Raw genomic sequence first — 13,897 nt, 5'->3', positions numbered from 1 at the left:
AATCGCGGCGCGAGGTTTGTAACCTAGTGGGCTAAGTAAAAACCGAGCAACAAAGAGTTAATCGTCCCTAGAAAGAACCCAAAGGGCAGCGCATGTTTGGTATTTATGCTGCGTTATCGCCTATTCATGGGGAATAACCACACTACATAGGCTCCGCCTTGCCTAAAAACCAAACATACTGCTGCAAATTCACCCACCAAAGATCAACACGCCCTAGTATATTTAAGTAAGCGCTTAGCTTTGAAAATTAAGCAACCGCTTGCTCTAAAATTTCGCGGCTTTCTTTAAGCGTAATAGCTTGGTTTTCACCAAGAGCAACCATGCCGTGAGCTTCAAGTTTGCCAATAATATTGTCAATAGCAGCGGCTTTATCATCGCCATGTTCAGTAAGCTGGGTCGCTACGTCGAGGCTGTGGTAAAACGCTTCAATTGCTGCAATTGTTTTCTCTGCTAAGTCTTCAGATTGCTCAAGACCAAATACGTTTTTACCCATTTGCTCAAGCTTTGCTTTTTTAACTGCAAATTGGTTACGTAATAAAGAAGGCTGAACAATAGCAAGTGAACGTGCATGATCAACACCGTAAGCCGCTGTAAGCTCGTGACCAATCATGTGTGTTGCCCAATCTTGCGATACACCAGAACCAATTAAACCATTGAGTGCTTGGTTAGCAGCCCACATAAGGTTTGCACGCCATGCGTCATCTTGGTTTTCAAAGTTATCACCTAAAGTTTTAAGCGTTCTTAAAAGTGCTTCAGCGTAACCTTCTTGAACTAATGCTGTTTCAGGGAATGTTAGGTACTGCTCACAGGTGTGAACCCATGCATCTACTAAGCCATTCACAAGTTGGCGCTGCGGTAATGTTTTCATTACATCAGGGTCCATAATCGCAAATTTAGGAAGTACTTCTGGTGATGCAAACGGTAGTTTTTGCTTCGTTGCTTCTTTGCTCACAACTGAGTTTTGGTTAGATTCAGAACCCGTTGCAGGCAATGTTAATATTGCACCGATTGGTAATGCACTAGTAATAGTATGCTTACCAGTAGGAATATCCCAACCTTCGCCATCATAAACGGCTGATGCGGCAATGTATTTAACGCCGTCGATCACTGAACCGCCGCCTACGCCTAATACGAAGTCAATATCTTGTTCTTTACAAATTTTTACTGCTTGGTCTAGCACTTCAATTGTTGGGTTAGCGCCAACGCCCGAAAACTCAACCCAGTCAAAGCCTTCAAGTGCTGCTGCAACTTGGTCGTACACGCCGTTCTTTTTAATTGAACCGCCGCCGTACACTACAAGTACTTTTTGATCTTTTGCGATCAAATCAGATAGTGCCGCAATTTGTTGCTGACCGAATTGGATAAGAGTTGGATTTACGTAGCTAAATTTCATTATTTTGCTCCTAGGTGACGGTTAAATACTAAATAGAATGCTTAGACACTAGCTAAGCTAAATTCCAATGAGTGCATATTAGTAGCAAAACAAACATAAAAAAAGCCCAATAACTCGCAAAAGCTTGCCTAAAACTATCAACATTGTTATTTTACGTAAAATACACTCAATTAAAGATGCCTTTTATGCCCACCATAGCCAATATGTTGCAACAATACGCCGAGCATAATCAATTACTCAGCTTTGAAGGCACCATGGAAACTATCATTCCAGGCGTGTATTTTCATCGAGCAACTAAAAGCTCGCCGCGCCAGCCGCTTATATATAACTCAGGTATTATTATTGTTGGGCAAGGTCATAAAATAATTCACTTTCCTGAACATCAAATAAAATACGGCGCAGGCGACTACTTAGTCCTTGGCGTACCGGTGCCATTAGAGTGTGAAGCATTTACTGATAACGACTTACCCGTTATGGGCATTGCCATAGATATAAACCCTGCAATGCTACACAAACTCGTTAATCAAATAATGCAGCATAAGCCTCTTTCAGCATCATCGTCTTCTGCACAAATTGGCGCAGTACAGTCGGCAACTTTAGATACAGCAATGGAGCTCGTTACTCACCGGTTATTAGCTGTTTTAAATAACCCCATTGAGGCTGACATTTTTGGCGAGGATATAGTAAAAGAATTGGTATATCGCGTACTTTGTGGTCCACAAGGACATACTTTAATAGGGCTTGCTATGCATGATGGGCATTATGCACGTATCGCCCGCACGCTCTCAACTATGCATAGTAGTTATGCCAATCAAATTACGGTTGAAGGGTTAGCTGAAGATGTAAACATGAGCGTATCGTCGTTTCATCGTGCTTTTAGGCAAGTTACGTTTGAATCCCCTCTACAGTATTTAAAAAAAGTACGCTTAGCTAAGGCTAAAGAGCTTATAACCACTAGTGGAAGTAAAGCCAACGAAGCTGCATTAAAGGTTGGCTATACCAGCCCATCGCAATTTAGCCGCGAATTTAAACGCCACTTTAATAAAACACCTAGCGAAGTATTAACTCAATTACACAGTTAATTTAACTAATTAACTAATAGCTAAATAGGTGGGCTCTGCTAGTATAAAAAAATGTAGTTGAGCTTGGAAGTGCTTATGGCTGACAAAAAATATCATAAAAATACAGTTCCTAATATTTTACACGGAGGTGCTAAATACGTATTTCTTTTTTTTATTTACTTAATAGCATTTAATAGCAATGCAGGCGATTTTTGCGATATTACCCCCTTAAATAGTCAGTCCCCTCCATCATCTTTACAACCTAATACAACTTCTGAACTTCAGGCAAAACGCGGTACAAACCAATTTCAGCTTAACTGCTTGTTAAAGCGTGGCGGCGTACTTTCGTTTTTGCGCCCAGGTCTTGATGATTTTACATGGCAGCAAAACGGTGTAATAAAGCAGCCATTAAAATCGGCACAAGTGGCATTTTTAATGGACTCAGGAAACTTTACAGCCATTATTACAGTTGAGTCAAAACTTAACTATACACCACGCTTTAAGTGGCAAAATACACAAGTTTTTTTTAAAGAAACACAGCAACATAATCTCATTATGGGTGCTTTTTATGGGCTGTGTATCACACTCATTTTTTACGTATTTATAATGGGCTACAGGCTTCACGACAAGATATTTAAGCTATACAGCGCTTATATTTTTTGTATTGGCAGCTTTATTTTGCTTCAAGAAGGCCAACTCTATTTATTTATAACTGACCACGTTTCATCACTCCTATTTGATTTATACTTACTCAGCATAGGTTTAACAGTACTCAGTGCTACATGGTTTATGTGCGCATTACTTGAACTAAACAATAGATGGCCAAAAACAAGTAAGATTTTAAAAATTATGGCCGGTATTGTTATGTGCTTTTCTTTAATAAAAATATTGTTCAGTAACACTTTGATTTGGCAAATAGCTGGCAACATCATGGCTTACGGCTCATTAATTATTGTGACTGTTATTTTTGTTTTAGCGGCACAACAGGCTCGCAAAGGAATACGCGAAGCAACGCTTGTTTTTGTAGCATTGAGCTTGGTGCTCGTAAGCATGGTATTTAGAGTATTACTTATTAATCAAAGCCCATTTATGCAACGTTACGGATTTATTTTGGCTTTCGCTGTGGAGTCATTTTTACTAGCAGTAGCTGTTTCTAGGCGTATTAGCCGTATGCGAATCGCACAAAAACGCGCCGAAACCGAAGCCGATTACGATCACCTTTGTGGCATTTTAAACCGCCGTGGCTGGGGTAAAAAATCATCAGAGCTGATTGAGCTGCATGCAAAAAAAGGCGGAGTTTTATGTTTAATGTATATAGATTTAGATGACTTTAAACAGATAAACGACAATTATGGGCATGCCGTAGGCGATGAAGCTTTATGTAAAGTAGCCGCCAGTTTAAAAAGTATTGTACGCACCAGCGATGCAGTCGGCCGCTTAGGCGGCGATGAATTTGTAGTACTTGCCCACTTTTACAGCAAAGCGCAAGTAAGCCCAAAAACACACCATCTAAAAATAGAGTTAGATAAACTCGCCATCACGCATAACGACCAGCCTATTGCTATAAAGGCAAGCATTGGTAGCAGCGTATTTAGTGAGCCTCCTAAAAATATTGACGAAATTTTAAAAGCCGGCGACACCGCTATGTATCATGAAAAACTACAGCGTAAAGTAAAGCCGCTCACTTTAGTTGATAGCTAGCTTTAAGTATTTAAAACCGTAGCTGGCTTAGCAAACTGCTTACGGTTTATATAGTGGCTAAAAATAATAGTAAATAACGTTGAGGCTTGTTTGCCAATAAAGTGGGCAACACTACCCATTACCGCTAAAATAACCGGAAAGGTAGAGATTAACCGCTCCACGCAGACCCTATATGCTGTGATATAAACGTAACAAGTACGATAAAGCCCGTCACTAATATCATTTTACCAAAAGCTCCCAGCGGGCATTTAATGGTTTTGCATCAACTGATATATTTAGCCTTGTAGAGATAATAGCTAAACCGAGTAAAATACAAAGCGAAATCACCCTCGCCACAATAATATTCACTGGTAAAAATAAAGTAATAACGCTAAATACACACCAAATACTCAACGCTGTAAAAAGCGATTTAAGCATTCCAAATCTTTGTGAAACAACCAAGTAACTAAAACAAAATAAGCCTATACCGCTCATACCATAAAGAGAGGCCACCGCTGAGTTAGCTGCAAATAATTTACCTTGTTCTAATGCTATAAAATAAGAAATAGGCCAGAGGTAATAGGCAAACCAGGAATTATGCCGCTAACAAAACTACCAAAGCGTTTTTGGGCGAATGTTATTAGTAAAATAAGCAAAGGTGCAATTATGAGTTTAAGCAGCATAAATAACAATAAAATATGAGAGCTGAAATTAAGTCTAGGTGTCTATACTTATATTGTAGAGTGAATAAAAATCATGTATGTAGCGTAATTTTTTTACCTGTAAATATTAACTAATTTATCAAAACACTGATTAATAGTTATAAAAAAACCACTTATTGAAGTGGTTTTTTAGCTTAACTTAAGCAACAGCATTTATACTTTTTTAAATAAAACCTCTGGGTTTACCATGGTTTTCATTTCAAGCACATTGCCATTTGGATCTTCAATAAAAAACGTTTCTTGCTCAAACTCATCACCAATAAAACGGCGGTATGGTTTATCTAGGTATTCAATACCCGCATCTTCAATACGTGTTTTTAACCCGTTAAATTCATCTTCAGATAAGTGAATACCAAAGTGAGGTACTGCTACGGCTCCCATATCAACATCATGGCGAACTGTTGGTAGGCGCTCAACGCTTTGGTGTAAGGTAAGTTCATTGCCCCAAAAATCTATATCTACCCAGCGACCTTCTTCACTATTACCCGTTTTACAGCCTAGTACGTCACAATAAAACGCTTTAGCCACTTTTAAATCGCCAGCCGGAATAGCCAGATGCAAACAGTTAGACATAAATAACCCTTGGTTAACACTTTAATACATTAAATTATCGCCATTATACATAATTTGTGATTTATAGAACATTAACAGCAACGCTATTAAGCATATTTAATACCTAAGAGTCGTTTAAAAAACACGCTTTTTAAATGTGTAATTACTTATAACATTTATTTGTTAGAGAGTATTAGAAAGCGCAAAAGGATTAGTTTAAAATGCGCCGCTATGATTAAATTCTTACTTTTAAAATTCATTACTTTCTTTTTAGGCTTTGTAGCTTGCTTTGCTATGCACACTACTTTTGCACTGCCTTTAGTAATTTCTGCCGCGCTAACGGGGCTTATTGGCTCTTTTATTCCTTTTCCTGCGCGTTATAAAAACCATCCTTATGCTGCAATTTATGCTGGTAGTTTTGCCGGTATGTGTTCAACCCATTTAATTACCAGTTACTGGGAAATTGCTATTATTTCGCTTATTGGCTCAAGTTTGTATGTGCTTACTATGAATATGTTTACAGGCTTTGGTGGCAAACTTGGTAGTGTCGCTTTTGCAAGCGTGGCACTTTTTGTATTAGCTAAAGGAATCGTACTATGAGTATTGAATACCCATTACTTGTACTGCTTGGTGCTTTTTTAACGTTTTACTTAGCTAAACATAGTCGCTTTGATGGTATAAGAGCATCCTCTTCACTTTCTATTATTGCTTACTTAATTTTTAGCGCATTGAATTTAAACCCCGATTTATACGCAATTATATTTTTTGGCGGTACATTTATAGGCATGAGCGCCCCGCATCGTTTTGGTATTTATACCGTAGCAAGCTCATCTGTTTTATTTTCAATATTATTTGAATTTCTTGTACCAAAACTTGACGGCTACGGTGGTGCACTAGGTATTAGTGCATTTTTATCTGTATGTATTTGCCATACCTGTATTTTGTTAGGTGCCCCAAGAAGTAAAAAACCACCACCAGTTCAATAAAAAATTATTGAACTGGTCTAGTTTCTCCCTGCATTCGCTTTAATATAGTAGAGAAATTAGAGTGTAAAATATTCATGTTTTAAGCTGTTCTTTTTCTCTGCAAGTCTGTTAGAATCTTTCGCGAACTTTATTTACCCTAAATAAAGACAATCATATATGGATTTATGAAAATGAAAAAACTAATCGCAGTAGCTGCACTATCTTTACTACCTTTCTCAAATGCAATGGCTGACCAAGATATTGGTTGTGGTCTTGGTTCTATGTTATTTGCAGGTCAGCAAGGTAAAGGCGTTAAAATTTTAGGCGCTACAACAAACGGTACTTCTGGTAACCAAACTTTTGGTATCACTTTTGGTACTTTAGGTTGTGATGGTACTGGTACAGTAACGTCTTCAGAAAAAATTGCTTTATTCATCGACGGTAACATGGAGCAACTTGCTCGTGATATGTCAAAAGGTGAAGGCGAAACTTTAGCTACTCTAGCTGAAGCTTGGGGTGTTGCAGATCAAGATAAAGCAGCATTCAACGCGCTTGCTCAAGCACAGTTTTCTTCAGTATTTACTTCTGAAAACGTAACTTCGCAAACAGTTTTAGAAAACCTAAACACTGTTCTTGCAAGTAACGCACAACTTGCTTCTTATACTCTTTCTTAATCAGCTAAATTAGCCGGTTTTATACGTATAAATAAAGCCGCTGGAGTATTTCTCTAGCGGCTTTTATTGTTTAGTGATTATGAAAAAAATATTCTTTGTTTTATCAATTGCGCTGTTTAGTACTTACGTAAACGCTCAAAGTTTTAAAAATGACACCTTAGCAACCGACCCTTACTGGCTCAAATTAGGTCATTACCGTGGGGCCACATTAGGTGGTTGGAAAAGTGAAGTAGATAGTGCTGAGTTTTTTTTATCTCCTATAGGTAAAACAAGTCCACTGGACGAACTTGAAGCCACTATAGCCGCATTTAGTGGTAAAAATACTGACCCAAAAACAACACAATCTCGCTGTCGGTTTCCAGCACGCTATAAATGGCTAAAAACAAAAATTAAAAATAACTGGCCCGCGCTTAATTGCCCAGAGCTTCAAACGTGGCAAAAAATAATAAACCCAAAAGGGGTTACGTTAGTTTTTCCTACTGCATTTATGAATAGCCCATCATCAATGTTTGGTCACACCTTACTTCGTATTGATGCAAAAGATCAGACCCGCCATAAAGAGTTGCTCGCATTTGCGGTTAATTTTGCAGCAGAACCAGACGGCTCAGACAATGCAGCTATGTACGCACTAAAAGGCCTGATTGGCAGCTATCCTGGTAAATTTTCGCTTATGCCGTACTATAAAAAAGTACGCGAATATAATGATTTAGAATCTCGTGATATTTGGGAATACAAACTTAATTTATCTGAGCCACAAGTAGAGCTTATTTTATTGCACTTATGGGAGCTACAATCAGCTACATTTGATTACTTTTTTATTGATGAAAACTGCTCCTACCAATTACTTGCATTATTACAACTCGCACAAGAGGACCTTGATTTAACATCGTCATTTAATATGCAAGCTATTCCATCAGATACCGTTGCAATACTAAGAAACAACAACTTACTACAAACACCTAATTACCGCCCTGCTTTTGGCACTAAGCTTTACCATTACTCTACTCAAATGACTAACGAGCAACTTGATGATGCAAGAGAGTTAATGCAAGGTGGCTCCCTCAATACTCGTAATTACTCACAGTCGCAATTAGTCGCAATATTAGAAATGGCGTATGAATGGTTAAATTTTGAATTTTACGATAAAGCATTAAAGCGTGAAGAAATTGCACCGCGACTAACTAAGCTACTACTAATTCGCAGCAAATATAAAGTAGCTTCGCCATTTACTAAGCCAAGTCGTCCTATTGCTTCTCCAGAGCAAGGTCATGGCTCTTCTAAAGTAACGCTTGGAAGAACTGAGTATGCCCATCAAAGTGACTTAACAAGCTTTGCGTATCGCCTTGCATACCATGATTTATTAGATAGCTCAGCTGGATTTATTCCTGGTGCTCAAATTAGCTTTTTTGATATTGAAGGAGCCATAAGCGATAAGGGTAACACGCGACTTGAGCATTTTTATTTATTAGATGCTATGTCACTTGCACCCGATAACCGCGTGTTTGATAGCTGGTCTTGGAACTTTAAAATGGGCTTTGATCGTCAGCCTAATAATAATATTCAACAAGGTCGTTGGTTTGCTAAAGGTGGATACGGAAAATCAATCGGTAACCCAAACACGTTACACGGCTATTTACTTGGCCAAGTTGAATTTAATAATGGTGACATAACAGACAACCTAACAACAGGCATTGGTAGTGAAGCTGGTGCAATATGGCAAATAAATAACAGTCATAAACTCGCTCTTACAGCAAACATAACATGGTTAATAGATGGCCAAGCAGATAAACACAGTGACTTTGCAATAAAGTGGAATTACTCCTTATCACGTAATTTATCTATACGTACTGAACTTAAAAACCAACATTGGTATACAAGTAGTACATCGGCTAAATTTGCAATTCAATACTACTTTTAATCATTGCATATACCCACAAGGGCTCAATTATTTTTACAGCGCTTGTGGGTATATAAAACTTTACTCAATACACGTTCAATTTTCACTTCTTTAATTATGCAATAGACTCTCTACATACCTATTCATTTACTTATTTTATACATTTGAGTATATATTTCAGACAAGACCCTTTAAACTCAAAGTATTGTAGTTAGAAAGATTCTCTTATGTATCTGCGTGTTGTAGTTTTCATTTTCGTTTTTATTTTTTGCAGTAATGTAAGGGCAGTAAGCTCTCTTACTTTTATTGCCGAAGATTTACACCCTTACCATTTTAAAAACAAAAGCGGTGAAGCTGACGGAGCTTCCGTTGATATTGCTAAGGCTGTTTTAAGAGAAGCAAAGCTACAAGCTAAATTTGAAATAATGCCAATGGCACGAGCCTTTCATCAGCTAGCAGCTAATCCAAACACAATTATGCTCTCTTTATTAAAAACTCCCGCTAGGCAAAGTCAGTTTAAATGGTTAGGAGCGGTATACTTTACTGATGCCTACCTAGTTAGTTTAAAAAGCCATAAAGACGAAGTAACTCATTTAAATCATGCAAAATTTTATAAAGTAGGCACTATTCGTGGATATTTGAGTGCCAAATATTTAATAAAGATGGGGTTTGAAGAAGATAAAAATTTAATACTAGCTAGTTATTATCAGCAGGCATGGCAAATGCTTTATAAGGGTAGAACTGACTTTGTCCTTATGAATACACTCACCTTAGATAATGAACTAAAAATGTCAGGGCTCGACCCAGACTTAATAACTAAACGACTTCATTTAGCTGATTTTCCTTCAATACTCTATTTTGCTGCTAATAATCAGCTTGACGATAAAACAGCAAACTTAATCTCGCAGGCATTAAAAACTATAAAAGTAAGTGGCGAATACCAAGCCATTTTAAAAAAGTGGCAACTCCCTCTTCCTCCTTCTATAAATTAAACCTATTTAAATAAGTATATTAGCAAACATCAAGCGCTACCAAATATGATGAAAAACACCTCTGTTTAACAATTTTAAATAACATAATAACGTTAACCAACCCTATTGGTTAACCAAAACACCGTCATTAAAATAACAATTAATTATAAAAAACTACAAATTGGTAAGTTTTAATTTTTAAATTGGTATGTTAGATTGAAGTTAAGCGACGCCTGTACCGCGCAATTTTTACTTCATCACACAGAGACAATAATGATAAAAAATACATCCACATTTAAACTTACGGCTTTAGCCGTTATCACACCTCTACTTTTTACGGCTTGTTCAAGTACCCAAAGCACTAATCAGCAAAGCGATGCGCCGGTACCTGCAACAAAGTTTGATTTATCACACTGGAAAATAAATGTACCAGTTGATTTAAACAACGACGGTAAAATTGATGAAATAGATGTAGAAGAAATTCAGACTTACGCACACCCTGATTTTTTCTATCTTGATGATAAAGGCTACATGGTATTTACCTCGCCTAATAAAGCGCTTACAAGTGCTAACTCTACTAATACCCGTAGTGAACTTAGACAAATGATCCGTGGATCAAATACTAAAATTAAAACTAAACACTCTAAAAACAACTTTGCTTTAGCTGTTCACCCGCTATCTGACCGATTTGGCTCTGTTGGTGGAAAAATGGAAGCAACGTTAAAAGTAGATCACGTTGCGCTACGTGCAACTGATCCTGATAAAAAAGCGGCTTACTCGGTTGTTGTAGGGCAAATTCACGCAGGTAAAGATCAGGCACTTATTGATACCAAGCTTGGTTATGGCTGGGGCAATGAGCCACTTAAAATATATTACAAAAAATGGCCAGGGCATAAAACAGGCTCAGTTTTTTGGAACTACGAACGTAACTTACCTAAAACCAATCCTGACCGTAAAGACATTACTTACCCAGTTTGGGGTAATACATGGGAAAACCCTAACGAGCCTGGCAGTGCCGGTATTGCACTAGGTGAAGAATTTAGCTACACGGTCAATGTGTATAAAAATGTTATGCACCTTACATTTAGCGCACAAGGCAAAGAAGACGTTAACTACTCTATTAACTTAGGTAATAACGTAGATGCTTATGGCAAAGTGGACGAAAAAGACCATCCACATGGTTACGCTGCAGATTGGCATTACTTTAAAGCCGGCGCTTATAACCAATGTAGCACTAAGAGCGCTAAAGGTATTTGGTACCCAGGTTGTTTAGGCACTGGCGATTGGACTACAGATAAACAAAATGGCGATTACGCTCAAGTAAGCTTTAGTAAACTAGAGTTAAGCCCAGCGACACCGCCAACAAAATAACTAGGCTAGTACAGCCTCAGATAAGTAATTTTTTAGTGATGTAAACAGTGGCGTTGGTAGATTATTAATATCGCACCAGCGCCACTTTAAACATTTATTAGGCTCTTTAAGCTCAGGCTCTCCGCCTTCAAAATCAGCTTTTACATACAGCGTAATATAGTGCTTGTTCTCTGCTGTAAAAATATCATTGGTAAAATCAAGCTTAGTAATTTTACTTACCTTTAAACCTGTTTCTTCAAACACTTCTCGTATTGCACATTGCTCAACACTTTCACCAAACTCTAAATGTCCACCAGGTGTTGCCCATGTATTAGCACCATGCGCGCCAATGCGCTCACCTAGTAAAATTGTGTTTTGATGCTTTATGATAACCGCAACCCCTACTCTTACTACGTTACTCATATCGTATTTTCTCTTATTTTTACTGCCCGCCATGCTGAACCACACGCTTTGTGTTGTCAATTTTGTATTTTTAAAACCAGTGTATTGATTAACTTTTAGCCGACCAAGGTCGAATAGCTTGCTTGCTAAAAAAAGCCTACATTTTGTAAGGTCTCTCACACACAAATTTAGTTTTAGGAGCCTTACATGTCAGGCAAATATAAACAGCAATATAATGGTTTTAAACAAAACCCAGCCCAATTTTGGCTCGAACAAAGTAAAAATATTCCGTGGTATAACCCCCCCACAAAAGCATACACACAAGACGACGACGGGCTTTACCATTGGTTTAGTGACGGGCAATTAAACACCAGTTTTTTAGCACTAGACCAACACGTTATTGCCGGATTTGGCGAGCAAACTGCACTGATTTACGACTCCCCAGTCACTAATACAAAGCAAACTTATAGCTACTCACAACTACAACAAGAAGTTGCTAGATTTGCAGGCGTAATACAATCGTTAGGTGTTACAAAAGGCGACCGCGTTGTTATTTATATGCCAATGATCCCACAAGCTGTTATTGGTATGTTGGCGTGCGCTCGTCTTGGGGCTATTCATTCGGTGGTATTTGGTGGGTTTGCTGCACACGAATTAGCTGTACGCATTGATGATGCCAAGCCCAAACTTATACTTAGCGCCTCATGCGGTGTTGAAGTAAACAGCGTTATTGAATACCAACCACTTATTGATAACGCAATAGACTTAGCTGCGCACAAAGTAGAACACTGCGTTATTTATCAACGTCCACAAGTAACCGCCACTCTTAAGCCTAAACGAGACATAGATTGGACTCAGGCAATGCAAACGGCTGCAAGCGCAGATCCGGTGCCTGTAAATGCAGATGATCCGCTTTATATTTTATATACCTCAGGCACGACAGGCACACCCAAAGGCGTAGTACGCGAAAATGGCGGTCACGCAGTGGCAATGCAATACAGCATGGCAACCGTTTATGGTATGAAGCCCGGCGACGTATTTTGGGCAGCGTCTGACATTGGCTGGGTAGTTGGGCACTCTTATATAGTTTACGCACCGCTAATGTATCGCTGCGCGACCGTATTATATGAAGGTAAACCCGTTAAAACGCCCGATGCTAGTGCATTTTGGCGCGTGGTAGAAGAATATAAAGTAAATGCATTATTTAGTGCCCCCACCGCCTTTAGAGCAATCAAAAAAGAAGATCCAAATGCCGATGGTTTTAATCAATACGATACCTCAAGCTTAAAACGTTTGTTTTTAGCTGGCGAGCGGTTGGACCCTCCCACTTACGAGTGGCTTAAAGAAAAAACCAAACTGCCAGTGCTCGATCATTGGTGGCAAACAGAAACCGGCTGGGCTATTGCTTGTAACCCTGTAGGGCTTGAGTACTTAGCAACAAAACCTGGCAGCTCTACCCTGCCAACTCCAGGTTTTGACGTGCGAATATTAGATATGGATGGCAATGAATGCGCAGCTAACGAGCAAGGCGCCGTGGTAATTAAACTGCCACTTCCACCAGGTTGCCTACCAACTATTTGGCAAGATACCCCGCGCTTTAAAGCAAGCTACCTAAATGAATACGAAGGTTATTATTTATCTGGCGATGGTGGTTATATTGATGAAGACGGCTACCTATTTATTATGGGCAGAACCGACGACGTTATAAATGTAGCAGGCCATAGGCTTTCTACCGGCGAAATGGAAGAGATAGTAGCCGCGCACCCTGCTGTTGCTGAATGCGCTGTTTTTGGTGTGAACGATCCTCTAAAGGGGCAACTTCCTATGGGAATGATCGTGCTTAAGAATGATTTTATGGGCTCAAGTACCGACGTAGAACAAGCGCTTGTTTTAAGTGTTCGTAATCAGATTGGCGCTATTGCGTGCCTTAAAAATATAGTTAGCGTAGATAGGTTACCTAAAACTCGCTCGGGTAAAATACTGCGTAAAAATTTGCGCCAATTGGTTGATGGCGAAGAGCTACAAATACCTTCAACCATAGATGATGCCAGTATCTTTGAAGAAATAAACCAACAACTAACGCAAAGATAAACCCAACCAAGCTATCTAAAGCCATTTTTATAATGGCTTTTTATTTCATCCTTATATTTGATCCTTTTACTTAAGCTTAAGCTTTAATTTAACCAATAGCTGAAATTTTTTACTGCTTAATGCTTTCTTCTTTTAATAG

The 13,897-nt window shown here is 38.6% G+C and carries 14 protein-coding genes; 9 read left to right on the top strand and 5 right to left on the bottom strand.

Annotated elements, in window-relative coordinates:
• Positions 1-247: 247 nt before the first annotated feature.
• On the bottom strand, positions 248-1,393 hold the full coding sequence (locus H5090_RS15580) for an iron-containing alcohol dehydrogenase (protein ID WP_002962851.1): 1,146 nt from the start codon (positions 1,391-1,393) through the stop codon (positions 248-250).
• A gap of 185 nt (positions 1,394-1,578) precedes the next feature.
• Between H5090_RS15580 and H5090_RS15575 the strand changes: the two genes are divergently transcribed.
• Both H5090_RS15575 and H5090_RS15570 read left to right on the top strand, forming a co-directional pair.
• Positions 1,579-2,475: an AraC family transcriptional regulator gene (locus tag H5090_RS15575; protein WP_182696153.1), complete on the top strand. Its 897-nt coding sequence runs from the start codon at positions 1,579-1,581 to the stop codon at positions 2,473-2,475.
• A gap of 75 nt (positions 2,476-2,550) precedes the next feature.
• The gene (locus tag H5090_RS15570) at positions 2,551-4,155 is read left to right on the top strand and encodes a diguanylate cyclase (protein ID WP_182696152.1); all 1,605 of its coding nucleotides are present in this window, start codon (positions 2,551-2,553) and stop codon (positions 4,153-4,155) included.
• Positions 4,156-4,157: 2 nt separating this feature from the next.
• On the opposite strand, the gene H5090_RS20925 is transcribed toward H5090_RS15570, so the two are convergent.
• The 3 genes from H5090_RS20925 to H5090_RS15560 form a co-directional block, all read right to left on the bottom strand.
• A complete protein-coding gene (locus tag H5090_RS20925; protein ID WP_240915877.1) occupies positions 4,158-4,316 on the bottom strand; it encodes a hypothetical protein in 159 nt (52 codons plus the stop codon).
• Positions 4,317-4,374: 58 nt separating this feature from the next.
• A complete protein-coding gene (locus H5090_RS20920; protein ID WP_240915878.1) occupies positions 4,375-4,572 on the bottom strand; it encodes a hypothetical protein in 198 nt (65 codons plus the stop codon).
• Positions 4,573-5,009: 437 nt separating this feature from the next.
• Entirely contained in the window at positions 5,010-5,429 is a 420-nt protein-coding gene (locus H5090_RS15560) for a VOC family protein (RefSeq protein WP_010554617.1), read from the bottom strand.
• A gap of 273 nt (positions 5,430-5,702) precedes the next feature.
• Here H5090_RS15560 and H5090_RS15555 point away from each other — a divergent pair, with 273 nt between their 5' ends.
• The 6 genes from H5090_RS15555 (at position 5,703) to H5090_RS15530 (ending at position 11,286) form a co-directional block, all read left to right on the top strand.
• On the top strand, positions 5,703-6,008 hold the full coding sequence (locus tag H5090_RS15555; protein WP_002962854.1) for a hypothetical protein: 306 nt from the start codon (positions 5,703-5,705) through the stop codon (positions 6,006-6,008).
• Positions 6,005-6,394, top strand: coding sequence for a hypothetical protein (locus tag H5090_RS15550; RefSeq protein ID WP_002962855.1), 390 nt, complete (start codon positions 6,005-6,007; stop codon positions 6,392-6,394). Before H5090_RS15555 ends, H5090_RS15550 begins: the two co-directional genes overlap by 4 nt.
• Positions 6,395-6,564: 170 nt before the next feature.
• Positions 6,565-7,047 carry a DUF3015 domain-containing protein gene (locus tag H5090_RS15545; RefSeq protein ID WP_002962856.1) on the top strand — a complete coding sequence of 161 codons (483 nt, stop codon included), beginning with the start codon at positions 6,565-6,567 and terminating at the stop codon, positions 7,045-7,047.
• A gap of 79 nt (positions 7,048-7,126) precedes the next feature.
• Entirely contained in the window at positions 7,127-8,965 is a 1,839-nt protein-coding gene (locus H5090_RS15540) for a DUF4105 domain-containing protein (protein WP_182696151.1), read from the top strand.
• Positions 8,966-9,171: 206 nt separating this feature from the next.
• On the top strand, positions 9,172-9,936 hold the full coding sequence (locus H5090_RS15535; protein WP_024596684.1) for an ABC transporter substrate-binding protein: 765 nt from the start codon (positions 9,172-9,174) through the stop codon (positions 9,934-9,936).
• Between the two features lie 252 nt (positions 9,937-10,188).
• Positions 10,189-11,286, top strand: a complete 1,098-nt coding sequence (locus H5090_RS15530; protein ID WP_182696150.1) for a polysaccharide lyase family 7 protein — start codon at positions 10,189-10,191, stop codon at positions 11,284-11,286.
• On the opposite strand, the gene H5090_RS15525 is transcribed toward H5090_RS15530, so the two are convergent.
• Positions 11,287-11,688: an NUDIX hydrolase gene (locus H5090_RS15525; RefSeq protein WP_024589726.1), complete on the bottom strand. Its 402-nt coding sequence runs from the start codon at positions 11,686-11,688 to the stop codon at positions 11,287-11,289. It lies immediately after the preceding gene.
• Between the two features lie 186 nt (positions 11,689-11,874).
• Here H5090_RS15525 and H5090_RS15520 point away from each other — a divergent pair, with 186 nt between their 5' ends.
• On the top strand, positions 11,875-13,758 hold the full coding sequence (locus H5090_RS15520; protein ID WP_182696149.1) for a propionyl-CoA synthetase: 1,884 nt from the start codon (positions 11,875-11,877) through the stop codon (positions 13,756-13,758).
• The last annotated feature ends 139 nt before the right edge of the window (positions 13,759-13,897 follow it).

Origin of the sequence: Pseudoalteromonas sp. SR43-5, from assembly GCF_014163835.1 — a bacterium.
Classification (GTDB): domain Bacteria; phylum Pseudomonadota; class Gammaproteobacteria; order Enterobacterales; family Alteromonadaceae; genus Pseudoalteromonas; species Pseudoalteromonas distincta.
The sequence above is the reverse complement of the archived record's forward strand: the minus strand, read 5'-3'. Positions and strand labels throughout refer to the sequence as shown.

Coding starts and splice junctions, on each gene's coding strand:
- H5090_RS15540 (WP_182696151.1), top strand. CDS start 7,127: ATGAAAAAAATATTCTTTGTTTTATCAATTGCGCTGTTTAGTACTTAC.
- H5090_RS15580 (WP_002962851.1), bottom strand. CDS start 1,393: ATGAAATTTAGCTACGTAAATCCAACTCTTATCCAATTCGGTCAGCAA.
- H5090_RS15545 (WP_002962856.1), top strand. CDS start 6,565: ATGAAAAAACTAATCGCAGTAGCTGCACTATCTTTACTACCTTTCTCA.
- H5090_RS15575 (WP_182696153.1), top strand. CDS start 1,579: ATGCCCACCATAGCCAATATGTTGCAACAATACGCCGAGCATAATCAA.
- H5090_RS15525 (WP_024589726.1), bottom strand. CDS start 11,688: ATGAGTAACGTAGTAAGAGTAGGGGTTGCGGTTATCATAAAGCATCAA.
- H5090_RS20920 (WP_240915878.1), bottom strand. CDS start 4,572: ATGCTTAAATCGCTTTTTACAGCGTTGAGTATTTGGTGTGTATTTAGC.
- H5090_RS15570 (WP_182696152.1), top strand. CDS start 2,551: ATGGCTGACAAAAAATATCATAAAAATACAGTTCCTAATATTTTACAC.
- H5090_RS15550 (WP_002962855.1), top strand. CDS start 6,005: ATGAGTATTGAATACCCATTACTTGTACTGCTTGGTGCTTTTTTAACG.
- H5090_RS15555 (WP_002962854.1), top strand. CDS start 5,703: ATGCACACTACTTTTGCACTGCCTTTAGTAATTTCTGCCGCGCTAACG.
- H5090_RS15535 (WP_024596684.1), top strand. CDS start 9,172: ATGTATCTGCGTGTTGTAGTTTTCATTTTCGTTTTTATTTTTTGCAGT.
- H5090_RS15530 (WP_182696150.1), top strand. CDS start 10,189: ATGATAAAAAATACATCCACATTTAAACTTACGGCTTTAGCCGTTATC.
- H5090_RS15520 (WP_182696149.1), top strand. CDS start 11,875: ATGTCAGGCAAATATAAACAGCAATATAATGGTTTTAAACAAAACCCA.
- H5090_RS15560 (WP_010554617.1), bottom strand. CDS start 5,429: ATGTCTAACTGTTTGCATCTGGCTATTCCGGCTGGCGATTTAAAAGTG.